This is a genomic window from Bacillus sp. LK2 (assembly GCF_001043575.1).
Taxonomy (GTDB): domain Bacteria; phylum Bacillota; class Bacilli; order Bacillales; family Bacillaceae_G; genus Bacillus_A; species Bacillus_A paramycoides.
Genome location: NZ_LDUK01000016.1, coordinates 85,256 through 111,057, shown reverse-complemented (window position 1 = coordinate 111,057; position 25,802 = coordinate 85,256). Strand labels below are relative to the sequence as shown.

The following is a 25,802-nucleotide window of genomic DNA, read 5'->3' as shown; positions in this document are numbered from 1 at the left end:
GAAAGCACTCCGCATATATGCGAAGTGCTTTTAACGGATTCCAAAGAAGTTTTTCATCTTTGTAAATACCGATACTTTTTCTTGTTCAAATGCTTGTAATGGTACATTCTCACCTAATAAACGTCTTGCAATATTACGATAAGCTAGCGCTGCTTTCCCACTAGGTTGCAGTGCTACAGGTTCACCTGTATTCGTAGCACGAATAACTTCATCATCATCCTCGACAACTCCAAGAAGCTCGATTGACAGTGTACGTACGATTTCATCTACATCTAACATATCTTGTTCATGAAGCATATGACTACGCACACGGTTAATAACAAGTTTCGGTGGTTCAATATCCTCTTTCTCTAAAAGCCCGATAATACGATCCGCATCACGCATTGAGGATACTTCTGGCGTTGTTACAACGATTGCTTTATCCGCACCCGCTACTGCATTTTTAAATCCCTGCTCAATCCCGGCAGGACAATCAATTAATATGTAATCATAATCTTGACGTAATACTTGTATTAATTCATCCATTTGTTCAGGTGTTACCGCCGATTTATCACTCGTTTGTGCTGCAGGTAATAAATATAGATCATCAAAACGCTTATCTTTAATAAGAGCCTGAGGTAAACGACAACGCCCTTCAACGACATCAACAAGATCAAATACAATACGATTTTCCAGCCCCATTACTACGTCTAAATTACGTAAACCGATATCTGTGTCAATTAAGCATACTTTCTTTCCAGATAACGCTAAGGCTGTACCAATGTTCGCAGACGTTGTAGTTTTACCTACTCCGCCTTTTCCAGATGTAATTACTATTGCCTCTCCCACAGCTATACAATTCCCCTTTCTAACTTTGTTAAATTAGGTCTAAGATGAGTGAGAAGTTGCAGGCGATCGACAACAATGTGATTGTTCTCATTAATATACGCACATTCCGCCGCCTCAGCTCCGTCTTCTTTCTCTTCCGGAGCCCGCATTGCCACATCACTAATTCGGAGTTGCATAGGGTTCATAATAGATGCAGCAATAACAGCTTCTGAATCTCCATTATACCCAGCATGTGCAATCCCTCTTAATGATCCCACAACAAAAATATTCCCCCCAGCGATAACCGTTCCGCCTGGATTAACATCCCCAATTAATAATAAATTTCCTTTTACATGTAACACTTGTCCAGAGCGAACAATTTTAGAAATAGGGACAATTTCTGTTTCTTCTTTCCAAGCTATTGCTTCCGCTTTTGTTATAACATCACTTTCAATAGAATCCACAACAAGGTTCTTCTTATTGCGAATTAACGTACGAATCTCTTCTTGTTGAACTTCTGTTAAATAACGATTTCCTACTTTAACATGCACTTCAATTAAAGAGCGTCCGTCACCGTCATAGTAATGTGTAGAAAGCTTCTCGTCCAATTCTTTCAGTAATTCTGAGAATGAACAGCAATCATCTAAATGAAGCGTTATTCCATCTTTCGTCCCTTTTATCGTTACATTTTGTTGCTTTTTTTCTTCCACTAAAGTTCACCCCACCGATTCAATTCGACATAAAATTAGAAAATCCTTTTTTCTTTTTCTTCCATCGCTTTTGAAAGACGCACTAAATATCGTCTCAGTGGGAAACAAACTATTAATAAGAAAATTCCATTTAGCAATAAAGTAGCAAGGAGACGATCGGTGAAAAAGACATACGCCGACATATGAGTACGTCCTAACAAAGTTAAAAATCCATACACATAGTACTCTAATGCTGCAATACCAGCTAATACGATAGAAACAACAATAAATAAATTCAATTGTAATACCTTCATCGCACTATAAACTAAGTAAGCTAAAATTGGATAAGTAAATATATATATACCGACAAGCTCTGTGTATACGGTATCAAATAAAAAACCAAACAATAGTCCGTAGTAAATCCCTTGAATCGGACTATAGTACACTGTAATAAAACAGAGCACAATTATAAAGAAATGTGGTGCTGCTATACTGCCTTTCCAAAAAACTTCCGTTGGAACAACAGTAGAGAACATATTTTCAAATAAAAAAACAAAAAGGAGCAAAAGAGGAAGAGCTGCTCTTTTTAAAATCTTCATCATCTCTTCTTCCCCTCCTATTCTAACGGCGCTGCAGGCGTAGCGCGTTTGGCAACCGTTATATGCTCTACGTCATTTAAATCAGCAGCAGGTTTTACATAAGCTGTTTTTGTTAAACCGTATGGATCTGGCTGAACATCAACGATTGTTCCAATTACAAGACCTTTCGGGAAAATATCACCAAGTCCAGATGTTACAACTAGTTGATCTTTTGCTACTGGTGCATCAGAGCCAATCTTTGTGAAAAGAAGTAATTGTTTCTCTTTATCATAACCTTCAATCAATCCAAAGATTTTTTCTTGTCCTTGTACAATAGCAGAAACACGGTTTGTTCGGCTCATAGAACTTAACAACTCTACTGACGATGTAAACTGCGATACACTTTTCACTCGTCCAACTAAACCTTTTGAAGTGATTACAGCCATATCTTTTTTAATTCCTTGCTGTGCCCCTTTATCAATTCCAATTAAATCGTACCATTTATCTGGATTACGAGAAACAACAGTAGCTGGAATTTCAGTATAATCGCTATTCAACTCTTTTTTACCAGTTAACTCTTGTAATTTCTTTTTATCATCTTCTAATTGCTTTACTTTTCCTGATAGATCTGCATAATTATCTAATTTTGCTTTTAATTCTTTATTCTCTTCATACGTGCGCTTTACATCTTCTACGTTTTCGAAGAATCCGGCAACATAATTCGCTGGCTTTTGGAATACACGTTCTACAACACCGACAGTATCTTTAACAAACTGCTCTGGCCATGTTAAACTGTTCCGTTCTTTCAATGAGATTCCAATCAATGCCACGAGAAGAATAATACTAACTAACAAAACAATTAATCTTTTGTTTAAGAAAAACTGTGGCACGTTCACACCCTCTTAATTTCAGTGATTTTTATTTTGCAATATTATCGAGCAGCAGTTTTGAAAAGATCGATATTGTCTAATGCTTTACCCGTTCCAATTGCTACGCAATCTAATGGGTCCTCTGCAACAAGAACTGGCATATTTGTTTCTTCACTAATAACTTTATCTAAGTTACGAAGCAATGCTCCACCACCTGTTAATACAATACCACGGTCCATAATATCTGCCGCTAATTCAGGTGGAGTTTTCTCTAACGTATTTTTAACTGACTCTACAATCGCATCTACTGTATCTTTTAATGCATCTGCAATTTCTTCTGGTTGAATTAGTACTGTTTTTGGTAAACCACTTACTAAATCACGACCGCGAATTTCCATCGGCTCAATACCTTCTGGCTCGCCTGCAGAACCGATTTCTAATTTTAATGCTTCTGCAGTTCTTTCACCGATCATTAAGTTATAGCTTTTCTTAATGTACTGAATGATTGAATCATCCATATCATCACCAGCAACACGAACTGATTGACTTGTTACAATACCACCTAAAGAAATAATTGCAACTTCTGTTGTACCACCACCGATATCAACAACCATACTACCAGTTGGCTCCCAAACAGGTAAGTTCGCACCAATAGCTGCTGCAAATGGCTCTTCAATTGGATATGCATCACGAGCACCTGCTTGACGAGTCGCATCGATTACTGCACGTCTTTCTACAGCTGTAATACCAGATGGTACACATACCATTACATATGGTTTACGTGAGAAGAATCCATTTGATTTTTGAGCTTGTTGAATATAATATTTCATCATTGTTGCTGTTGTTTCGTAATCAGCAATTACACCGTCTTTCATAGGACGAAGTGCCACTACGTTTCCTGGTGTACGACCAATCATTTGTTTTGCATCGCTACCTACCGCAACGATTTGTTTCGTATCAGTTTGTAATGCTACTACTGAAGGTTCACGTAAAACTACACCTTTTCCTTTCACATATACAAGCGTGTTCGCTGTTCCTAAATCTATTCCAAGATCGCGAGTAAATCCACCAAATCCAAACATATCATCTATCTTCCCTTCTTATTTTCACGGACTCATTTTTCTTACTTTATATTTATAAAAACAGTACGTTTTTTATATTTGTATCCTTTTTGTAGATAATTTTCTACAAAAAACTCATAAATCACATTATAAAACAAAATAAGTAAAAAGAATAGTCTTAAATATGACCTTTTTCCTTTAAACTCACGAATTTATGGTCACCTATTATGATATGATCAAGCACTTCAATTCCGATAATTCGGCCACATTCTACTAATCGTTTTGTAACTTCAATATCTTCACGGCTCGGCGCCGGATCTCCTGAGGGATGGTTATGAAGACATATAATAGAGGCTGCTGCACGACGGAACGCTTCTTTAAAAACTTCCCTCGGGTGCACAATCGACGTATTTAAACTTCCAATAAAAATCGTTTGCCTATGTATAACTTGATTTTTCGTATTCAAATATAAACAAACAAAATGCTCCTGCTGCAAAAAACGCATTTCTTCCATCATATAGCTCGCACAATCTTCTGGACTTCGAATACTATATCTATTTTGATATTCTAAACGTACCATTCTTCTACCTAATTCGAAAGCAGCCACAAGCTGAGACGCCTTTACAATCCCAACACCATGAATGCTCATCATCTCTTCTAACGTTGCATCTTTCAACATTCGTAAGCCATCAAAATGATGTAAAATTTTGTCTGATAACATTAAAACCGTCTCTTCTTTAGAACCCGTTCTGAGTAAAACTGCAAGTAGTTCTCGATTCGATAAACTTCCAGCTCCTTCTAACAATAAACGCTCCCGTGGCTGTTCTTCTCTCACAACATCACGAATACCGTTCATCTCTCCACCCCTTTTTTACGATTTCTCCCAAAGAAAACCCCATGCAATTTTACGCATGGGTTACATCGCTATCAAACTGCTTTAATTCACGGACAAGACGCGCAATTGGCAACCCAACTACACTGTAGTAGTCCCCTTGAATATGCTGAACAAAAATAGACCCTTTACCTTGAATCCCATAGCTTCCTGCTTTATCAAGTGGTTCCTTCGATGCAACGTATACGTCAATTTCCTCTTCTGTTAATTCCCAAAATGTTACTTCTGTACGCTCATAAAAAGTTGCCGTTTTCTCTTTTGATATAATGGCAACACCTGTGTATACTTCATGTGTTTTCCCCGATAATAATCGTAACATTTCTTTCGCCTCAGCCTCATTAGACGGCTTTCCAAGAATACGCGAATCATATGTAACAATTGTATCTGCACCTATTACAACGTGATCACTATGATTTTCCGCCACAGCAGATGCTTTTTGCAAAGCAAGCGACATAACAATATCAGAAGGTGATGAATATGCACCAATCGTCTCTTCTACTTCACTAACAACAATTTCAAATGGCACATCAGCTAATTCAAGTAATTCCTTCCTCCGGGGTGATCCTGAAGCTAAAATAATTTTTCTCATATTTTCTCCTTCCTTTCTCATATGCAGCAGAACAATTCAAATCAATCGTATCAAAGGAATAGTTTCCCCACAAATTATAGAAATATCATTTTCTCTAAATAAAATAATGATTCTTTTTAAATGCGATTATATTCTGCCATAAAGAAAGCACTTTGCTCTAAATTCAAAAGAAAAGAAAGAAGTATACACACTTCTTTCTCCTTCATCTCATTATCTTATTATTTTCCTTTTTGTGAAACCATTTTTTCGTACGAAAGTAATCCATCCATAATAACTTGATTTAATTTAGCTACAGATTCCTTATCGCTCTTTCCTTCCTTAATCGTTTGCATAGCCACAGATGTATACGTATAAAGCTTCTTCGCATCTTCACGCTTCATACTCTTCCCTTCCTTTTCAATGGCTTGCCATTCTTTTTCAATCGCCTCTACATCTTTTGAATCACTCTTTCCACTAGTTTGTACGGTGGACACATATTTTGTTAAATGAGTATATAATGGCTGCACTTTCGCTAAAAATCCACCTACTTCTTTATCATTTTTGAGTAATGCTTTATCTGTAATATCCCAATTCTTTTTCAAAACTGAAACGCCATCTTGCTTATACTGATCTATTAATTGATTAACTACCTGTTCATCACTCGCAACTCCAACAACTAGCGCATACTTATCACCACTTGGTTTCAAAGCAGCAATACCTCCATTACTTTTCCACTCTTCAAGAGCGGCCTGTCCCTTTTCTTCAGAAGAATAAAGCCCTCCCTGAACAAAAAATAATTTCATTGGTTCTAATGAAGCCCCTTGCGCTTTTGGTTTTTCCTCTTTTGGTTCTGTCGTTCCGCCCACCTTTTTTTCCTCATTCCCCATCTGCTTCGAAGTTGTTGCCGTACTTTCTCCTGCTGTCCCTTGTCCCGTTAGCAAATGAAGCATCCCCATTCCAAATGCCGTACCAATAATAATTGCAGTTGCAACTATTACGATTAGTGTATTACTCCATTTCTTTCGGTATTTTCCCATATGCGCTGACTTCACTTTTTGAAACGGCACGACATTTTGCGGTCTTTCACTTTCTACTACCATCCATTCAAACTCATCTTTCTTCTTTTCCTCATACTTCGCTTCTGTTCCATTTACTTTCACCGAGATTGTTCGTGATTGCTTGTCCATACACTCACACCTCACCTCTTATCGTTGTCCGCATCATATCATATTCATTTCACAAAAAAACGAGATATTTGTCAGAGGAATTCGCCAAATTACCCTATATAATTATCTTATATGTATGCATTTGACTTCATTTGTAGAACAAAAAACTAGATAGCAAATACTATCTAGTTTTTCTTGCGAATATATTTTCGAACTTCAGAAATGAAATATAGAGAACCTGTTATGATGAAGACATCATTTTCTCCTATCATTTCAATCTTCGTATCAATTGCCTCTTTCCAATCTTCAAAAATTAATTTTGATTCTTTTTGTGAATACGATGCAAGTTTGTCAGCAGAAATAGCACGATCAAAAGCAAATGTCGTAAATATTATTTCATCAGCAATTTCTTCTAATTGTCCTACCATGTTATGCAACTGTTTGTCTCCAAGAGCAGTAAATAAAATTATTACATTTTTATCTTTGTAATGTGCCTCTACCGTTTTCACAAGACTTTCAATACCTTCTGGATTATGAGCACCGTCTATTATAATATCTGGATTACTTTGTAACTTTTCAAATCGACCAATCCAGTACGCTTCTTGTAATCCAACCTTCATTTCCTCTTCATTAATTAAAAATGATAAATATGTTTTCAAATACATAATCGCCATAAGCGCTAGTGAAGCATTCCCTACTTGATGACTCCCTTTCATTGAAATCCGAACATCTTCAAACGAGGCAAATGGACAAGAAAAATCAAAATGTTCCCCATCTTCATTAGAATGTTTATGTAATGATGTAAACTGTTTGCCAAGTTCATATACGTTTGCATGATTTTCCTTCGCAACTCTTTGAATTACTTGCAATGCTTCTTCATCTTGCACACCAGTAATAACCGGCACACCAGACTTAATAATCCCTGCTTTTTCATATGCAATTTCTCCTAGTGTATTTCCTAAAATATGCATATGATCGTGACCGATATTCGTAATAATCGTGAGAACAGGATGAATAACATTTGTAGAATCAAATCTTCCCCCAAGTCCCGTTTCAAATAAAACAACATCACAGAAATTAACTTTACCGAAATAACAAATTGCCATTACTGTAATAATTTCAAACTCTGTCGCTTCCCCTAAGTCCGTCTCATCTAATTTTTCAACGACTGGCTTTACCATATTTACAAGTTCTGCAATCTCTTCATCTGCAATTGGTGTTCCGTTTACACTTATACGTTCATTAAATGTTTCTATATAAGGAGATGTAAACGTTCCTACCTTATATTTTGCACCTTCTAACATGTAGCGCATATATGTTAAAGTTGAACCTTTTCCATTTGTGCCAGCAAGATGAACACATTTTATGTGACGCTCTGGATTTCCGAGCTCTTCTAGCATCCATCTCATTCTTTCTAATCCTGGTTTAATACCAAACTTCAATCGGCTATGAATCCATCCTATCGCTTCTTCGTATGTATGTATCACGTATGTTATTCCCCTTTCAAAAGACAACCTTCATAATTCTATTATACGCAAAGAAAAGAGACTCACCAATATAGTGAGTCTCTGAAAAACATTTTTATTTCTCTAGGTCAGCTAGACGTTGACGAACCGCTTCACGTTTTTCTAGATAATCTTGCTCTTTCGCACGCTCTCCGTCAATAACTGCTGCAGGAGCTTTCGCTACGAATCCTTGGTTTGAAAGTTTCTTCTGTACACGTTCTACTTCTTTATCGAATTTCTCAAGTTCTTTTTCAAGACGAGCTTTCTCTTCATCAAGATTGATAAGATCAGCTAACGGTAAGAATAACTCTGCACCTGATACGATTGCAGTCATCGCTTTTTCTGGCGCTTGTAAATCAGTTTTAATTGTTAATTCACTTGGATTACAGAAACGCTCAATGTAAGAGCTGTTTTTCGTAAGTTGAGCTAGTACCGCCTCGTCTTTTGCTTTAATTTGCATTTGAACTTTTTTACTCATTGGCGTATTTACTTCTGCACGGATGTTACGAACAGAGCGAATGATATCAACTAGAAGGTGCATTTCTGCTGCCGCCTCTTTATCTTGTAAATCTTCGCGAACTGTTGGCCATGCAGCTACTGTAATAGACTCACCTTCATGTGGTAAGTGTTGCCAAATTTTCTCTGTTACGAATGGCATGAATGGGTGTAATAGACGCATTGTTTGATCTAGTACATAAGCTAAAATAGAACGCGTTGTTTTCTTAGCCGCTTCATCTTCACCGTATAGTGGAAGCTTCGCCATTTCGATGTACCAGTCACAGAAATCATCCCAGATGAAGTTGTATAATGAACGACCAGCTTCACCGAACTCATATTTATCCATGTTACGTGTTACACTTTCGATTGTTTCGTTTAAGCGAGTTAAAATCCACTTATCTGCAACTGATTTTTCACCAGTTAAATCGATTTCTTCATACTTCATATCATCCATGTTCATTAATACGAAACGTGATGCGTTCCAAATTTTATTAATGAAGTTCCAAGTAGATTCTACTTTCTCCATGCTGAAGCGTAAATCTTGACCTGGTGCACTTCCTGTTGATAGGAAGTAACGCATTGCATCTGCACCGTACTTCTCGATAACATCCATCGGGTCGATACCGTTACCAAGAGATTTACTCATTTTACGTCCTTGCTCATCACGAACTAAACCGTGAATTAATACATCTTTAAATGGACGCTCTCCCGTAAACTCTAAACCTTGGAAAATCATACGAGATACCCAGAAGAAGATAATGTCATAACCAGTTACTAGTGCATCTGTTGAATAGTAACGTTTAAAGTCTGCTGCATCTTCGTTTGGCCAACCAAGTGTTGAGAATGGCCATAAAGCTGAACTGAACCATGTATCAAGTACGTCATTATCTTGATTCCAGTTTTCAATATCTGCTGGCGCTTCTGTACCTACGTATACTTCACCAGTTTCTTTATGATACCAAGCTGGAATGCGGTGTCCCCACCATAATTGACGAGAAATACACCAGTCATGAATGTTTTCCATCCAGCGTAAGTATGTGTTTTCAAAACGCTCTGGTACGAACGTTACTTTTTCTTCTTCTTTTTGTTGAAGTTCTACCGCTTTTTCTGCAAGTGGAGCCATTTTTACGAACCATTGTGTTGATAAGTAAGGCTCAACAACTGCACCGCTACGCTCACTATGACCTACTGAGTGCATATGAGGCTCGATTTCTACTAATACGCCAGCTTCTTGTAAGTCTTTTACTAACTCTTTACGGCATTCGAAACGATCCATACCGTTGTACTTACCAGCTTTTTCGTTCATCGTTCCATCTTCGTTCATTACTAAAATACGTGGTAAATCATGACGGTTACCTACTTCAAAGTCATTCGGGTCATGAGCTGGTGTAATTTTTACAACGCCTGTTCCGAAGTCTTTTTCTACGTATTCATCAGCAATAATCGGAATCTCACGGCCTACGATTGGAAGTGTAACTGTTTTTCCGATTAAATGTTTGTAACGATCATCTTCTGGGTGTACTGCTACTGCTGTATCACCAAGCATCGTTTCTGGACGAGTTGTTGCAAGACGAATGTGACCAGAACCATCTGTTAACGGATAGTTCATATGGTAGAACGCACCTTGAACTTCTTTATGAATTACTTCAATATCAGAAAGAGCCGTGCGTGTTGCTGGGTCCCAGTTGATAATATATTCACCGCGGTAAATTAAGCCTTTTTCGTATAATTGAACGAATACTTTATTAACCGCATCGGATAAACCTTCATCTAATGTGAAACGTTCGCGAGAATAGTCTAGTCCTAAACCAACTTTCCCCCATTGTTGACGAATGTGAGAAGCGTACTCTTCTTTCCATTCCCAAGCTTTTTCAAGGAACTTCTCACGGCCAAGATCGTAACGTGAAATACCTTCTTCACGAAGTTTTCCTTCTACTTTCGCTTGTGTTGCGATACCAGCATGGTCCATTCCTGGAAGCCATAATACATCGTAACCTTGCATACGCTTTGTACGAGTTAAAATATCTTGAAGCGTCGTATCCCAAGCATGACCTAAGTGCAACTTACCAGTTACGTTTGGCGGTGGGATTACGATTGTATAAGGTTGTTTCTTTTCATCTCCTGTTACTTCGAAATATTTGCCTTCAAGCCACCATTGATAAAGGCCTTCTTCAACGGACATATGATCATATTTAGTTGGTAAATTCTTTTCCGTGTTTGACATTATTTTCCCTCCTTAAAATAAAAAATGTCCCTCATCCAAAAAAGGACGAGGGACATCGCGGTACCACCTTTATTTACAAACAAATTCAGAATTTGCTTATACTCTTAATTTGATAACGGACAAATCCGTCTTTTCCTAATGAGAATCATTCCGTTCAGAAAAGATGCTCCAGGGCTACCTTCTAACATAACTATCTAGAGAATCTCTCAGCTAATGATTCCCCTCTCTGAAGACGTTTCATGTTATACTCTTCCCCTTCAATGCATTTATATGATTGTTAATTATTATATACAATAGTGTAAAAAACGAAACCTTATTCGTCAAGATAAATTTGAGACTACGACTTTTATCTCACAAAAAAAGACAAGCAGAGCACTCCCTACTTATCTTCTTTATCCGTTCCCTTGCTGGGCAGCTTGTAATTGTGAAAGGAAATATTCTGTATTACTAACGAGCCAATGCGATTGTTGCAGGCTTTTCACTCCGCGAAGCTCATTTTCTTCATTACGACTCTGTCTTCTTTTCGTATAAGACTCAATTTGCCGAATAAAATGCGATGGGTACGTCATATACGCAAACATAAGAAGTTGCTCCTCTTTCGTAAACGGAAAATTTTTTTGATACATTTGATACCATTCAAAGCGGTCACTCCGTGCAATTGGATATGTGTTCAAAGATCTTGAATAAAAGCTAACGATATCTTGTACGGGTGTGGCAAACTGTGATTTTTCTAAACTAATAAAATAACCGTTTCGTTCATAATCAAATAAAAAATGGTTAAGCGATACATTTCCGTGAACGAAGGTAATACGTGTTTTTTCCTTTTCTTTCATTGCATCATGCCATTCATTTAATTGCTTCGTTGCGAACTCACGTGCTCTCATAACATGGTGATAATACGTACAATATTGTAATTCAAATGGAGACATATACCACTTCGCTTCAGATTCTACAAGAAACTCTTCTAACATCTCACCATCATTTTCCCAGCGATCCGATATATTCGTATAATGCTTTTCTAAATCTTCTTCTGTATAAGTCTCCTCTTTCACCGTTTTTTGATGCAACATTCCAAGTGTCTGGAACATTTTATGATATTGATCATTATCCTCGCCGTTTCCTTCTACACGTTCTAACCAAGGCATTAAATAATAACTATACGTCCCATCACTTAAAATATAGTTCCCGTCCGTCGCATGATATATAGGTACATAATTCGAAAAACCTTTCTCCTTCAAGTATTGAATGTGATGCAAAAAGTTATTCCGCTCTAATTTTCTATCTTGTATTCTCTTTAACGCATACGGACCTTGATTCGTATAAATTTTCATTACACTTCCGTGCTCTTCCATATGCTGAGTGTCCAATCTATATTGCTTCACAATGGGTTCATAGCGATTTCGTAATTCAATATCCATACGAATAACCCTTTCTTATTCAAAACATAGCTTCTAGGAAAAGAAAAGAGGTGAGTGAAAAAAACTCACTCACTTATTTCACCTTTGCTTTTGAAACAGGAATATATATAATTTGCCCTGTAGTTAAATATATATCTTCTGTTTGATTTACACGGTATAGGTTTTGTACAGACGTTTCATAACGTTCTGCAACTGATTCAATTGTATCTCCTTCTTGTACGAAATACATTCTTAACTTCGTAAATTCTTCTTCTGGTTCTTTCGTAAATATTTTCGTTAAATAAAGTGCGTTTTCATCTCGCTGCGAGTAAGCTTCTTCCTCTTGCGCTTCCTGCTTTTTCGCTTTCTCTTTCTTAAAATCTTTTCTTCCGAACAATTCAAACTGTGGCGCTTTTTCTTGCTCCTCTTCACGCACCACATTCTCAAACTCTTCGACTTCGACTTCCTCTTCCTCTATTTCCTGCTCTTTTCTTTCTTCTAGCTGGAACGGTTCAAATGCGTAATCTTCCCATCCATCTGATTCTTTATAAGCTGATACTTCTTCAAGCTGCGCTGGTCTACTTTCTTCTTCTTCAGCTTGAGTATCCTCTTCTAACTCAGCATATCCCTCTTCTTCCTCTTCTTCCTCAATTCTTTCCTCATCACATAAACCCGAAATGGATATATCCGCTAATAGTTGTAAGCAACCATGTTCCTTTAACTCATAATCAAATTCCTCGATTGATACATATAACTCTTCAATTACTTTCACTCGATTTCTTGGAATTGATATTTCGAGTGGAAAGGAATGGACAAGCTCATTAACCCCGTCTTCCCTTGTTTCTACATAATCAATTGCCTTTGCTGGTGATAGTTCCCTTAATGAATAAGCTGAATCATCTTGCCTTGCAACGTACTCTCCCGTTAAATCTAATTGCCCTCTCACGATAACTTCATGATCGAGTTCTTCTATCTCAACGTCTGGATCTAACGAAATTGACAAAAGTTCTTCGACTTCCTGTCCTTTTTGGAACCAAACAGATTCTTTTAACGAAAATCGTAATGAATGATCTGTTGCCACTTCTTTTCCCCCTCCCAAACTATATGTCATTACAGATTTATGTTTCTGAAGACCACTTTATGAATAAAAAAAATCGCTCCCCTTATGGAGAGCGATTTTCTCTAAGAAATTATGCTTTTAATTTTGACATTGCAATTTCAGCCGCCGCAATTGTCGCTTCAATATCTGCATCACTATGTGCTGTCGATAAGAATAAACCTTCAAATTGAGAAGGTGGTAAAAATACACCTTGTTCTACCATTTCACGATAGTAAGCTGCAAAGAATTCTAAATTCGAAGATTTTGCTGCATCGTAATTGATTACAGGCTCATCTGTAAAGAAAATACCAATCATAGAGCCTGCGCGGTTAATATGATGAGGAATGCCATGTTTTTCAGCCGCTTTACGTAATCCAGCCTCTAACATTTCTGCTTTACGCTCAAATTCCACGTACGATTCTGGTGTTAACTGTACTAACGTTTCATAACCTGCTGCCATTGCAAGTGGATTACCTGATAATGTACCCGCTTGGTAAATCGGCCCGCTTGGCGCAACCTGACGCATAATTTCTGCTTTACCACCGTATGCTCCTACCGGTAAACCCCCACCGATTACTTTACCTAAACAAGTTAAATCAGGTGTTACGCCGTAGTAACCTTGTCCACAGTTGTAAGCAACGCGGAATCCTGTCATTACTTCATCAAAAATAAGCAGTGAACCGTTTTGCTCTGTCACTTCACGAAGTCCTTCTAAAAATCCTGGTTGCGGAGGAACAACCCCCATATTCCCTGCCACTGGTTCTACAATTACACAAGCGATGTCATCACCGAATTGTTCGAAAGCATATTTTACACTTTCTAAATCGTTATACGCTACTGTAATCGTATTTTTCGCTACACCTTCTGGTACACCAGGGCTATCTGGTAAACCTAACGTCGCTACACCCGAACCTGCTTTAATTAATAAAGAATCACCATGACCGTGATAACAACCAATGAATTTCAAAATTTTGTTACGCCCTGTATAGCCACGTGCTAAACGTAGCGCACTCATTGTCGCCTCTGTTCCAGAGTTAACCATACGTACAATCTCAATCGATGGCACGCGCTCAATAACAAGTTTTGCTAGTTTATTTTCAATTTCTGTTGGTGCACCAAAGCTTGTTCCTTTTTCAGCAACAGCTTTTAAAGCCTCAACAACACGATCGTTCGCATGACCATGAATTAAAGGTCCCCACGATAATACGTAATCGATGTATTCATTACCATCGATATCATATACTTTAGAGCCTTTTCCACGCTCCATAAACAATGGATTCATACCAACAGACTTAAAAGCACGAACAGGGCTATTTACGCCCCCAGGCATTAAATCTTGTGCCTCTTCAAACGCCGCAATCGATTTATCAAACTTTTTCATTATTTAGCGCCCCCTTCTTGTAACCATCTTGCTGCATCTTTTGCATGATACGTAATAATTAAGTCTGCTCCTGCGCGCTTCATGCTTATTAATTTCTCTAATACAACTTCTTTTTCGTTAATCCAGCCATTTTGTGCTGCTGCTTTAATCATAGAATATTCACCACTTACATTGTAAGCTACGACTGGTAAGTTAAAGTTATTTTTCACATCACGAACAATATCTAAGTAAGAAAGAGCTGGTTTTACAATTAAGAAGTCGGCCCCTTCCATTACATCTGATTCTGCTTCACGGAATGCTTCCATACGATTTGCTGGGTCCATTTGATATGTTTTACGATCACCAAACTGCGGTGCACCATGTGCTGCATCACGGAACGGTCCGTAAAATGCTGATGAATATTTCACAGCGTACGACATAACTGGTACGTGTGAAAAACCATTTTCATCTAACGCGTGACGAATTGCCGTTACAAATCCATCCATCATATTAGATGGAGCAATAATGTCTGCTCCTGCTTTCGCTTGGCTTACAGCTGTTTTTGCAAGAACTGCAAGAGACTCATCATTTAAAATAACGCCATCTTCAATAACACCGCAATGACCATGGCTTGTGAATTGGCATAAACATGTATCTGCAACTACTACTAGCTCAGGGAACTCATCTTTAATTTGTTTAATTGCAAGCTGTACAATTCCATGCTCACAATATGCTGATGATCCAACTTCATCCTTTTCAGCAGGTAAACCAAATACAATAACAGAACGAATACCTAAATCAACAACTTCTTGCATTTCAGCTTGCAATAAATCTAAAGAGATTTGATATACGCCTGGCATAGAAGGAACTTCATTACGAGTATTTTCTCCTTCTAATACAAAAATAGGGTAAATAAAATCTTCTGTATGTAAAAAAGTTTCACGCACAAGCGCACGCATGCCCCCGCTTTGTCTTAAACGACGATGACGATTAAATTGTAAAGAATTCATAGATTTCTATCCCCATTCTTTTATTTTGATTATGCATGTAAAGTAGATTCACAAATGCAGTGTATTAACGATTCTATTGTGTATTCTTCCGGTACGATAACATCTGAGAAATAGCTCCTTGCCTCTTTTGCTGTTATCGGTCCTATACAAGCAATTGTACATTTTTTTGTCCATTCTCTCCAGTTTGTACCCTCGAGTAAATGAACAAAACTATCAACAGTTGAAGGGCTCGTAAATGTAATAATATTTACTTTCCCTAATTTCAATGCAGTTATAAGCTCTTGCTTTTTCCCTACATTCGCTTTCGTACCGTATACGATTAGCTCATCTAGAAAAACACCAAAATCCCTTAACTTTACCGGGATTACATCTCTTGCTAAGTTCCCTTTCGGAAATAAAATGCGTTCGTTTCCACTTAACTCTTTTACAAACTCCTCTGCAAATGCCTCAGCGACAAATGACGATGGAATAAAATGAACTTCATAGCCTCTTTTTTCCAACTCTAATTTTGTTTTCACACCTACTGCAGCAATTTTAATAGCTAAAGGTATTTTCTTTCTCAAACCATCCAGAAAAAAAGTTACACCATTTTTACTCGTAAAAATAACCCAGTCATACGAATGTAGTTGCCTTGCTGCACGTTGAATTTGTTGCTGAGATGTGCCTTCCATACGCAAAAGCGGAATTTCCAATGGAATTCCGCTCCTTTCTTTCACCGCTACACTCATTTGTTTCGCTTGATGCTGGGCACGTGTAATCAATACTGTTTTGCCAGCGAGAGCATCCATATTTATTGTTGCTCCTTATTTGCAGCAAGGATGAGCTCTTTTGCTCCTTGTTTAATTAAACGGTCTGCAGCTTCTAATCCTACTTGCTCTGGATCAGTTCCTAATACTGTCTCTTTCAATAAAACAGAACCGTCCATAGAACCGACAAGCGCAGTTAATTCAATTGCATCATTTTCTTTAAGGGTTGCATATCCAGCGATTGGAACTTGGCATCCACCTTCAAGTTTATGAAGGAATACTCGCTCTGCTGCCACTGTTTTTTCTGTTACTGCATCATTAATATGTGATAACAACTCCAGTAAATCCTTATCGTCTTCACGACATTCAATCGCTAATGCACCTTGTCCTACGGCTGGTACACATAACGTTTCATCTAAATGTTCTGTAATAACTTCATCATCCCAGCCCATTCTCTGTAATCCAGCTGTCGCTAAAATAATTGCATCGTAATCTTCATCTTTCAACTTACGTAAGCGTGTATCGATGTTTCCACGAATCCACTTCACTTGTAAATCTGGTCTCGCAGCTAGTAGTTGTGCACTACGTCTCAAGCTACTCGTCCCTAATATCGCCCCTTCCGCTAAGTCTTTAAACGATTCTCCGTTTTTAGAAATAAAAGCATCACGAGGGTCAACACGCTTTGGTATACAACCAATCGTTAATCCTTCTGGCAGTACAGCCGGCATATCTTTCATACTATGTACAGCCATATCAATTTCTTTCGTCAGTAACGCGTGTTCAATTTCCTTTACAAATAAACCTTTTCCGCCTACTTTTGAAAGAGTAACGTCTAAAATAACATCACCTTTTGTAACGATTTCTTTCACTTCAAATTCATATGGTAAGCCGAGCGCTTTTAACTGATCGATAAACCAATTTGTTTGTGTTAATGCTAGTTTACTCTTTCGTGAACCTACAATAATTTTGCGCATAATTCTCTCTCCTCATTATAAATACCAAAAGTGGAAATTAGATAAACTGCTTAATAGAAAAATGTTAACTAGCATTACGAGAAATGCCCCGATATTCCACTGCACAATTTTCTTACCTTGCAACACATCTGCCGCTCGTAAATATAAGCCTGCACAATATGTAAATAGGACGACAAAAGACCCGATTACTTTCGTATCATACCAATGGAAATTATCCAACTTTGTATATCCCCATATGCATCCTAATATAATTGCTAATAAGAAAAACGGAACAGAAAATAAATTTAATCCGTAAGACATAGATTCAAGCTTCGGCAAATTTCCTAATCTTCTTAATCTCGCATTCCATTTTTTCTTTTTTAATAGCCGATATTGCAATAAATACATAATAGAAAAAATAAACGATACAGTAAACGTTGCATAAGAAATAATCGCCATACCGACATGCACGTATACAAGTTCTGACACTAATTGTTCTGCAAGTACTGGCGACATCTTTCCAAGCGGTGTAAAAATAGAAAAAGCGCTTACGCCAAATGCGACAACGTTTGTAAAAAAGACTAAAAAGTCAATTCGCATAAATCGATTAATGATTAATGACATCGTAATCAATAACCAAACATAAAAATAAATCCCTGATAATAAAGTTAAAACGGGATTCGTTTCTGAATCAGTAGCCCTAAGCAACATAAAAATAGACTGCAGAACCCATACAATCGAAAGTAACCAAAAAGCAAATCGATTCGCCTTTCGGTTACTTTGGAAATAATCTATAAAATATAAACTAATGCTACAAGCATATAAAATAATTGCAATATGATAAATAATACTGTTATTTAAAAAACTCATCCGATCATCCTTCCAAATTATAAAGATGGAACGGATGGTGTCCACGCTCTTTTATGTTCTACTTCTTCCGTATCTTCTGCGGTTTCTTCCGCTTCTAAATCAAAAATCTTCGCAAATAGAGCTAATTTTTCGTCAGCTCCCTCTTCAGCAGCTAGTTCTTTAGCTACTAAAATTGGGTCTTTTAACAATTGATTAATAATACTTTTCGTATGTTTACTAATTACTTTTTTCTCACGATCACTAAGGGTTGGTATTTTTCGCTCAAGACTTTCCATCGTGTCACTTTGAATTGCTAGCGCTTTATCACGAAGAGCAGATATTAACGGCACAACACCAAGCGTACTTAACCACGTTTTAAATAACACAATTTCCTCTTCAATCATAAATTGAATTTTCTCCGCTTCTTTCAAACGTTCAGCACGGTTTGCTTCCACTACACCTTGCAGATCATCGATATCATATAAGAAAGAGCCTTCTAGTTCATCAATTGCAGGATCAATATCACGTGGTACTGCAATGTCAACCATAAATAACGGACGACCAGAGCGCATTTTCTCTACTTTCGTCATCATCTCTTTCGTAATGACATATTCTGATGCACCAGTTGAACTTATTAAAATATCTGCTTCTAATAATGCACATTGCAATTCACTTAAAGGCTTTGCATGTCCCATATATTTCTCAGCCATCACTTCCGCTTTCGTAAGCGTCCTATTCATAACTGTTACTTTACGAGCTCCACTTCCGTATAAGTTTTGCAATGCAAGTTCACCCATCTTACCAGCACCAAGAATAAGTACATGACAATCTGTTAACTCGCCAAATATTTTCTTTCCAAGCTCAACAGCAGCATAACTAACAGACATCGCACTTCCACCAATTGTCGTTTCTGAGTGCGCACGTTTTGCTAATGTAACCACTTGCTTAAACAATTCATTAAAAATTGTACCTGTCGCTTTTACTTGTTGTGCTTCTAAAAAGCTATCTTTTATTTGACCTAAAATCTGTGTCTCTCCAACAACCATAGAATCTAAACCGCATGTTACGCGGAATAAATGATCTATTGCGCCATCTTGTTCAAAAATAGACAAGTATGGTGCGACTTCTTCTATTTCAAGCTGAAACCAATCAGCTAAAAACTTCTTAATGTAATACCGTCCCGTGTGTAATTGATCCACAACAGCGTAAATCTCAGTGCGATTACAAGTTGATACAATGACATTTTCTAGCACGCTCTTTTGATTTTGTAATGTAGTCATTGCTTGCTCTAGCTCTGCTGCCTGAAATGTGAGTTTCTCACGAAATTCTACAGGGGCTGTTCGATAATTTACACTAACAACAAGAATATGCACGCAGCATGTCCCCCTTCACCCGTTTTATCACTTTATCTACTATCATAATACAACTTTCCACTTATGAATCTGACAATCGTGTGAACAATCGATTGTTTTTATATATTCTCCGTATGTAGTACAGGAGATTCAGTAAATCTTATGAAATAACTTTCTACTTTATAATAATTATAAAATAATAACTCTATTTGTACGTTACCAAAAAAAGTCCTCATAATCAAGTGATGGAAACTATTCCATATTAATTATACCATCATCTTTTCTATCTTCTTTCATAACGAAGGAAAATATGTATGATTGTTCCAAAATATAGCACTCACTTTCTCAATACAATGTATTTGACATTGTATTTCTTTTTCGCTATATTAATTTTACAAAATTAAATTGTGCACAACCTAAAAAGAAAGGAGTTACTCATGAAAAAAGATTCTTTGCATCTAGATAAACAACTTTGTTTTTCTATTTACGCTTGTTCAAGAGAAGTTACCCGTTTTTACCGACCATATTTAGAAGAAATGGGCATTACGTACCCCCAGTACATTACTTTACTCGTACTATGGGAACAAGACGGACTAACAGTAAAAGAAATTGGAGAACGTCTATTTTTAGATTCTGGTACTTTAACACCTATGTTAAAACGGATGGAATCATTAAAACTTGTAAAACGTGTTCGTTCAAAGGAAGACGAGCGAAAAGTTTGTATCGAATTAACGGAACAAGGTAAAGATTTAAAAGAAAAGGCTTGTTCATTACCGACAACGATGGCTACAAATTTAGGAATTACAGAACAAGAATATCGTTCTTTATTAATCCAATTAAATAAATTAATTGAAACCATGAAAATAATTAATGATAGAAAAGGGGAATAAACATGGATAAATTATATACAGCTTCAGTAACAGCAACAGGTGGAAGAAACGGGAAAGTAGTTTCAGATGATGGCATATTAAATCTTGATGTGAAAATGCCAAAGGCACTAGGTGGCGTAGGCGGAGAGGCAACAAATCCAGAACAACTATTTGCAGCTGGTTATGCAGCTTGCTTTGATAGTGCATTACAACTTGTCATTCGTACAAAACGTGTGAAAGTGGAAAGTACAGAAGTTACTGCACACGTTTCTATCGGTAAAGATACAGATGGTGGTTTCGGACTATCTGCTGTACTTGATGTACATGTCGCTGGCGTTTCTCATGCCGAAGCACAAGAACTTGTAGAAGCTGCTCACGGTGTATGTCCTTACTCTAAAGCAACAAGAGGAAATATTGAAGTTACATTAAACGTACGCTAAAAAGTTACGTAAATAAAAAAACGCGCGACATTCGTCACGCGTTTTTTGTTTTTGTCATTTTATGAATTGCTTTCCATGCCTCTTCTTTTCCAAGTCCTGTTTCAGAAGAGAATAGAACGATTTCATCGCCAATTTCAACAGCAAGCGTTTCTTTTACAACTTTTAAATGCTTTTGCCATTTCCCTTTCGGAATTTTATCGGCCTTCGTTGCAATAATGATTGTTGGGATTTCATAATGCTTTAAGAAATCATACATCATCACGTCATCTTTTGTTGGTTGGTGACGTAAATCAACTACTAATACAGCAGCGTCTAATTGCTCACGTGTTGTAAAGTAAGTTTCAATCATCTTACCCCATGCCGCACGCTCCGATTTAGATACTTTCGCATATCCATAACCTGGAACGTCAACAAAATGCATCATTTCATTGATTAAGAAAAAGTTCAGCGTTTGCGTTTTTCCTGGTTTAGAAGAAATACGTACTAACTTTTTACGATTTAAAATTTTATTAATAAAGGAAGACTTCCCGACATTAGAACGACCCGCCAAGGCAATTTCTGGTAAATCACTGTCTGGATATTGTTCCGGTTTCACGGCACTAATTACAATATCTGCTTTTGTTACTTTCATTGTTTCACTCCTACTAATGCGTGCTCCAATACTTCGTCTAAATGAGATGCAAGCACAAACGTAAGGTTTTCTTTTACGCTCTCTGGAATATCATCTAAATCTTTCTCGTTCTCTGCTGGCAAAATAATTTTTGTTAAGCCTGCACGGTGAGCACTTAATGTTTTTTCTTTCAAACCACCAATTGGTAATACACGACCACGAAGTGTAATTTCACCTGTCATACCAACTTCTTTACTTACAGGAATACCTGTTAGTGCCGAAATAAGTGCCGTTGCCATCGTAATACCTGCTGACGGTCCATCTTTTGGAACTGCTCCTTCTGGAACATGAATATGAATATCGTTTTTCTCATGGAAATCCGGATCAATATGAAGCTCTTCTGCACGAGAACGAATATAGCTAAACGCCGCTTGTGCGGATTCTTTCATAACATCCCCAAGTTTCCCCGTTAAAATTAATTTCCCTTTTCCTGGTGCTACAGACACTTCAATTGCAAGTGTATCTCCACCAGCTGCTGTGTAAGCTAAACCTGTCGCCATGCCAACTTGGTCTGTCTTTTCAGCTTGCCCATAACGGAATATGCGCTTACCAAGTAAATCAACAACATTTTTTTCCGTTACAACAATGCGCTTGCGTTCTGCTGTAACAATAATTTTTGCTGCTTTACGACAAACTTTTGCAATTTGACGCTCTAACGTACGAACACCAGCCTCGCGCGTATAATAACGAATAATTTCAAGAAGCGCTTCATCACGCACTTGTAAATTACCTTTTCGTAAGCCGTGCTCTTTTAATTGTTTCGGCAGTAAATGCTCACGAGCAATGTGCACTTTTTCAAGTTCTGTATAACCAGCAATCGAAATGATTTCCATTCGATCCAGAAGAGGGCCTGGAACACTTGCAAGTGTATTCGCAGTTGCAACGAACATAACTTTCGATAAATCGTATGGCTCTTCAATGTAATGATCGCTGAAGTTATGGTTTTGTTCTGGATCTAACACTTCAAGTAATGCCGCTGATGGATCTCCCCTGAAATCGTTAGACATTTTATCAATCTCATCTAATAAGAAGACTGGATTAACTGTTTTCGCCTTTTTCATACCTTGAATAATACGTCCTGGCATCGCTCCTACATATGTACGACGGTGACCACGAATTTCAGATTCATCACGTACACCACCAAGAGATACACGAACAAAATTACGATTCAATGATGTTGCAATCGAACGAGCTAACGAAGTTTTTCCGACCCCAGGAGGTCCTACTAAGCAAAGGATAGGTCCTTTTAATGAATTCGTTAACTTCTGTACAGCTAAATATTCAAGTACGCGCTCTTTCACTTTTTCAAGACCGTAATGATCTTTGTTCAAAATCTCTTCAGAATGAGCAAGATCAATTAAATCTTCTGTCGCTTCAGTCCACGGAAGTGCTAATAACCAATCAATATAATTACGAATAACACCGCTCTCCGCAGAACTTGCTGGTAACTTTTCATAGCGATCTAATTCTTTCAGTGCAGCCTTCGTTGTTTCTTCAGGCATTCCTGCTTGTTCGATTTTCTCACGAAGTTCTTCAACTTCTCCGCCCTTACCTTCTTTATCACCAAGTTCTGTCTGAATCGCCTTCATTTGTTCACGTAGGAAATATTCTTTTTGCGTGCGCTCCATTGAACGTTTCACTTTTTGTCCAATTTTCTTTTCTAGGCTAAGTAATTCTTGTTCATCTTGAATAATTGAAATAAGTGTATGTAATCGTTCTTTCACAGATACAATCTCTAAAATCTCTTGTTTCTGCTTCGTTTTAATCGGCAAGTGAGAAGCAATTAAATCAGCTAGTCTTCCTGGTTCTTCTACATCAGCTACCGTTGCAAATGTTTCATTTGAAACTTTTTTCGAAACTTTAATATATTGTTCGAAATGCTCCAGTAACGTACGCATAAGAGCCTTCTCTTCTAAATCATCTTCTACTTCTTCAGTTACCGTTCTAATAGAAACTTGTACTACATTTTCTTCTTCAATAAACTCTATTACTTCTGCTCTATGTAAACCTTCTACAAGGACACGAAGCGTACCGTTCGGCAATTTTAACATTTGCTTCACTTTCGCCACTGTACCTACACTATATATGTCATCATCTTTCGGATCGTCGATATTCATTTCTTTTTGCATTGCTAAAAAGATGATATTTTCATCCATTGCCGCCTGCTCTAGTGCTTGTATCGATTTATCACGTCCTACATCAAGATGCAGAACCATCGTTGGATATACGAGAACGCCTCTTAATGGTAGGAGGGGCACGATTCTTTCGTTCGCATTCATACTAGACATAGCACCTCCATAATAAATTAAACTCCTGTTCAACTATTTTATATTACAATACATCTAGATGCAATTGCAGAGATTCTTCGTAATTGTAAATCCCCTGTTTTTTTCTGCCTCATGAAAAGAAAAAGAACTCCGCTTAAGCATACAAACTTAAACGAAGTCTGGCAAATTTTATTATTATTTATTCTCACATTGATTGTGCATCTGTTTCGTCCAAAGTATTATGTACATCAAGCTCACGATGCTTGTTTTCCTGCATAAATGTTAGTTCAAATACTTCTTTTAGTTTGCGAACGGGAATGATTTCAATTCCCTTAATAGTATACAAAAATGGTTGCATGTTTTCCGCAGGAATGATGACTTTCTTAGCTCCTGCTTTTTTCGCAGCTTTTATTTTTGCGTACACACCACCAATAGGCTTCACCTCTCCGTGGATACTTATCTCACCTGTCATCGCTACTTCATTGTTCACATACGTACGATGCACCGCTGAATAGACACCTGTTGCCATAGCAATCCCTGCCGAAGGACCATCAATCGGGATACCACCTGGAAAATTAATATGTATATCATACCCTTCTGGCAACACATCTAGAGAACGAAGTACTGTTAACACATTATCAACAGAACCTTTCGCCATACTTTTTCGACGAATCGATTTCGTTTGGCTACCAATACTTTCCTCTTCTACAATTCCAGTTACATTTACTGACCCTTTATCTTTCGCAGGAATAGCTATTACCTCAATTTCTAATAACGCGCCTGTATTCGGTCCATATACAGCAAGCCCGTTTACAAGACCAATCCTTGGAATTGGATAAATACGTTTTTCATACTTTGGTGTAAGTTGACTCGAATGAACAACCCACTCAATATCTTCATCTTTAATGAAAGAACGTTCTTCATTTATCGCCATACCAGTAGAAATTTGCACGAGATTAATTGCTTCCCGTCCATTTCTTGCATACATTCCAATCATTTCAATACCGTTTTCACCTATTTGCATTTCCACCTTATCAGCTGCATTTTTCGCTACCTTTTGGATTTCTTCTGTATCTAATTCACGGAAGAACACTTCTAAACAACGCGACCGAATTGCAGGTGGAATCTCCTCTGGTGAACGTGTCGTTGCACCAACTAGGCGAAAATCTGCTGGTAAACCTTTTTGAAAAATATCATGTATATACGTTGGGATCATCGAATTTTCTTCACTATAGTACGCACTTTCCAAAAATACTTTCCGATCTTCTAACACCTTTAACATTTTGTTCATTTGAATCGGATGTAATTCACCAATCTCATCAATGAACAAAATACCACCATGTGCATCTGTTACAGCCCCTTTTTTCGGTTGTGGGATACCCGCTTGCCCCATTGCACCCGCTCCTTGATAGATCGGATCATGCACTGAACCAATTAAAGGATCTGCAATACCACGTTCATCAAACCTAGCTGTCGTCGCATCAAGTTCGATAAATGTTGCATTCGTACGAAATGGAGATTTCGGATTTCGTTTTGCTTCTTCTAATACAAGGCGTGCTGCCGCTGTCTTTCCGACACCTGGCGGACCATATATGATCACATGTTGCGGATTAGGACCACAAAGAGCCGCTTTTAACGACTTAATTCCGTCTTCTTGCCCTACAATGTCTAAAAAGGATGTAGGACGTACCTTTTCCGCAAGTGGCTCTGTTAAAGAAATCTCACGCATTTTACGAAGTTGCTCTAATTCTTTTTTCGATTCTCGATCAATTGAAACTTTTTGTGTTCGCTGATTTCGAAGTAAATGCCAAAAATACAATCCGACAATTACGCCAAAAACAAGTTGAACAAGTAAAAATATATTTGTCCAGCTCATAATTCATTTCCTCCCGCTATGTTTTATCTTTTAGTATTTCCTGGGAGGAATAGTGCT

Annotated in this window: 23 protein-coding genes and 1 other annotated feature; of the genes, 2 read left to right on the top strand and 21 right to left on the bottom strand. The window is 37.6% G+C overall.

Annotation, left to right across the window (positions count from 1 at the left end; all coding sequences use genetic code 11):
* Positions 1-30: 30 nt before the first annotated feature.
* The 18 genes from minD to hemA all read right to left on the bottom strand — a co-directional run bounded on the left by minD (position 31) and on the right by hemA (position 19,644).
* Complete coding sequence (gene minD, locus VK90_RS12035; protein WP_000503310.1) at positions 31-828, bottom strand: septum site-determining protein MinD; 798 nt, start codon at positions 826-828, stop codon at positions 31-33.
* A 2-nt stretch (positions 829-830) separates the two neighbouring features.
* Entirely contained in the window at positions 831-1,517 is a 687-nt protein-coding gene (gene minC / locus VK90_RS12030) for a septum site-determining protein MinC (protein ID WP_048373000.1), read from the bottom strand.
* Between the two features lie 35 nt (positions 1,518-1,552).
* Entirely contained in the window at positions 1,553-2,098 is a 546-nt protein-coding gene (gene mreD / locus VK90_RS12025; RefSeq protein WP_048372998.1) for a rod shape-determining protein MreD, read from the bottom strand.
* A gap of 14 nt (positions 2,099-2,112) precedes the next feature.
* The gene (gene mreC, locus VK90_RS12020; RefSeq protein WP_048372996.1) at positions 2,113-2,964 is read right to left on the bottom strand and encodes a rod shape-determining protein MreC; all 852 of its coding nucleotides are present in this window, start codon (positions 2,962-2,964) and stop codon (positions 2,113-2,115) included.
* Positions 2,965-3,005: 41 nt separating this feature from the next.
* The gene (mreB, locus tag VK90_RS12015) at positions 3,006-4,025 is read right to left on the bottom strand and encodes a cell shape-determining protein MreB (RefSeq protein ID WP_000466737.1); all 1,020 of its coding nucleotides are present in this window, start codon (positions 4,023-4,025) and stop codon (positions 3,006-3,008) included.
* A 157-nt stretch (positions 4,026-4,182) separates the two neighbouring features.
* Positions 4,183-4,860 (bottom strand): DNA repair protein RadC, encoded by a 678-nt coding sequence (gene radC, locus VK90_RS12010; RefSeq protein WP_002173621.1) that lies wholly within the window; start codon positions 4,858-4,860, stop codon positions 4,183-4,185.
* 49 nt (positions 4,861-4,909) lie between these two features.
* Complete coding sequence (locus VK90_RS12005; RefSeq protein ID WP_048372991.1) at positions 4,910-5,485, bottom strand: Maf family protein; 576 nt, start codon at positions 5,483-5,485, stop codon at positions 4,910-4,912.
* 218 nt (positions 5,486-5,703) lie between these two features.
* The gene (locus tag VK90_RS12000; protein WP_048372990.1) at positions 5,704-6,651 is read right to left on the bottom strand and encodes a hypothetical protein; all 948 of its coding nucleotides are present in this window, start codon (positions 6,649-6,651) and stop codon (positions 5,704-5,706) included.
* A 164-nt stretch (positions 6,652-6,815) separates the two neighbouring features.
* Positions 6,816-8,117 (bottom strand): bifunctional folylpolyglutamate synthase/dihydrofolate synthase, encoded by a 1,302-nt coding sequence (locus VK90_RS11995; protein ID WP_048372988.1) that lies wholly within the window; start codon positions 8,115-8,117, stop codon positions 6,816-6,818.
* 94 nt (positions 8,118-8,211) lie between these two features.
* Positions 8,212-10,857: a valine--tRNA ligase gene (locus VK90_RS11990; RefSeq protein ID WP_048372985.1), complete on the bottom strand. Its 2,646-nt coding sequence runs from the start codon at positions 10,855-10,857 to the stop codon at positions 8,212-8,214.
* A 38-nt stretch (positions 10,858-10,895) separates the two neighbouring features.
* Positions 10,896-11,127, bottom strand: a binding site (T-box leader).
* Positions 11,128-11,249: 122 nt separating this feature from the next.
* The gene (ysxE, locus tag VK90_RS11985) at positions 11,250-12,275 is read right to left on the bottom strand and encodes a spore coat protein YsxE (protein ID WP_048372984.1); all 1,026 of its coding nucleotides are present in this window, start codon (positions 12,273-12,275) and stop codon (positions 11,250-11,252) included.
* A 73-nt stretch (positions 12,276-12,348) separates the two neighbouring features.
* Positions 12,349-13,365, bottom strand: a complete 1,017-nt coding sequence (gene spoVID / locus VK90_RS11980) for a stage VI sporulation protein D (protein WP_156185402.1) — start codon at positions 13,363-13,365, stop codon at positions 12,349-12,351.
* A gap of 79 nt (positions 13,366-13,444) precedes the next feature.
* A complete protein-coding gene (gene hemL, locus VK90_RS11975) occupies positions 13,445-14,734 on the bottom strand; it encodes a glutamate-1-semialdehyde 2,1-aminomutase (RefSeq protein WP_002173628.1) in 1,290 nt (429 codons plus the stop codon).
* Positions 14,734-15,723, bottom strand: coding sequence for a porphobilinogen synthase (hemB, locus tag VK90_RS11970; protein WP_002173629.1), 990 nt, complete (start codon positions 15,721-15,723; stop codon positions 14,734-14,736). Before hemB ends, hemL begins: the two co-directional genes overlap by 1 nt.
* A 29-nt stretch (positions 15,724-15,752) precedes the next feature.
* Positions 15,753-16,511, bottom strand: a complete 759-nt coding sequence (gene hemD / locus VK90_RS11965) for a uroporphyrinogen-III synthase (protein WP_048372981.1) — start codon at positions 16,509-16,511, stop codon at positions 15,753-15,755.
* A gap of 2 nt (positions 16,512-16,513) precedes the next feature.
* The gene (gene hemC / locus VK90_RS11960; RefSeq protein WP_048372980.1) at positions 16,514-17,443 is read right to left on the bottom strand and encodes a hydroxymethylbilane synthase; all 930 of its coding nucleotides are present in this window, start codon (positions 17,441-17,443) and stop codon (positions 16,514-16,516) included.
* Positions 17,444-17,458: 15 nt separating this feature from the next.
* A complete protein-coding gene (locus VK90_RS11955; RefSeq protein ID WP_048372979.1) occupies positions 17,459-18,292 on the bottom strand; it encodes a cytochrome c biogenesis protein in 834 nt (277 codons plus the stop codon).
* A 17-nt stretch (positions 18,293-18,309) separates the two neighbouring features.
* The gene (hemA, locus tag VK90_RS11950; protein ID WP_048372977.1) at positions 18,310-19,644 is read right to left on the bottom strand and encodes a glutamyl-tRNA reductase; all 1,335 of its coding nucleotides are present in this window, start codon (positions 19,642-19,644) and stop codon (positions 18,310-18,312) included.
* 416 nt (positions 19,645-20,060) lie between these two features.
* Between hemA and VK90_RS11945 the strand changes: the two genes are divergently transcribed.
* Both VK90_RS11945 and VK90_RS11940 read left to right on the top strand, forming a co-directional pair.
* Positions 20,061-20,513, top strand: a complete 453-nt coding sequence (locus tag VK90_RS11945) for a MarR family winged helix-turn-helix transcriptional regulator (protein ID WP_025147503.1) — start codon at positions 20,061-20,063, stop codon at positions 20,511-20,513.
* Between the two features lie 2 nt (positions 20,514-20,515).
* Positions 20,516-20,932 carry an organic hydroperoxide resistance protein gene (locus VK90_RS11940; protein ID WP_025147504.1) on the top strand — a complete coding sequence of 139 codons (417 nt, stop codon included), beginning with the start codon at positions 20,516-20,518 and terminating at the stop codon, positions 20,930-20,932.
* Between the two features lie 34 nt (positions 20,933-20,966).
* Here VK90_RS11940 and ysxC read toward each other — a convergent pair whose 3' ends face one another.
* The 3 genes from ysxC to lonB form a co-directional block, all read right to left on the bottom strand.
* Complete coding sequence (ysxC, locus tag VK90_RS11935) at positions 20,967-21,563, bottom strand: ribosome biogenesis GTP-binding protein YsxC (RefSeq protein ID WP_048372976.1); 597 nt, start codon at positions 21,561-21,563, stop codon at positions 20,967-20,969.
* On the bottom strand, positions 21,560-23,890 hold the full coding sequence (gene lon / locus VK90_RS11930) for an endopeptidase La (protein ID WP_048372975.1): 2,331 nt from the start codon (positions 23,888-23,890) through the stop codon (positions 21,560-21,562). Before lon ends, ysxC begins: the two co-directional genes overlap by 4 nt.
* Before the next feature lie 184 nt (positions 23,891-24,074).
* On the bottom strand, positions 24,075-25,745 hold the full coding sequence (gene lonB, locus VK90_RS11925) for an ATP-dependent protease LonB (protein WP_048372973.1): 1,671 nt from the start codon (positions 25,743-25,745) through the stop codon (positions 24,075-24,077).
* Positions 25,746-25,802 lie beyond the last annotated feature (57 nt).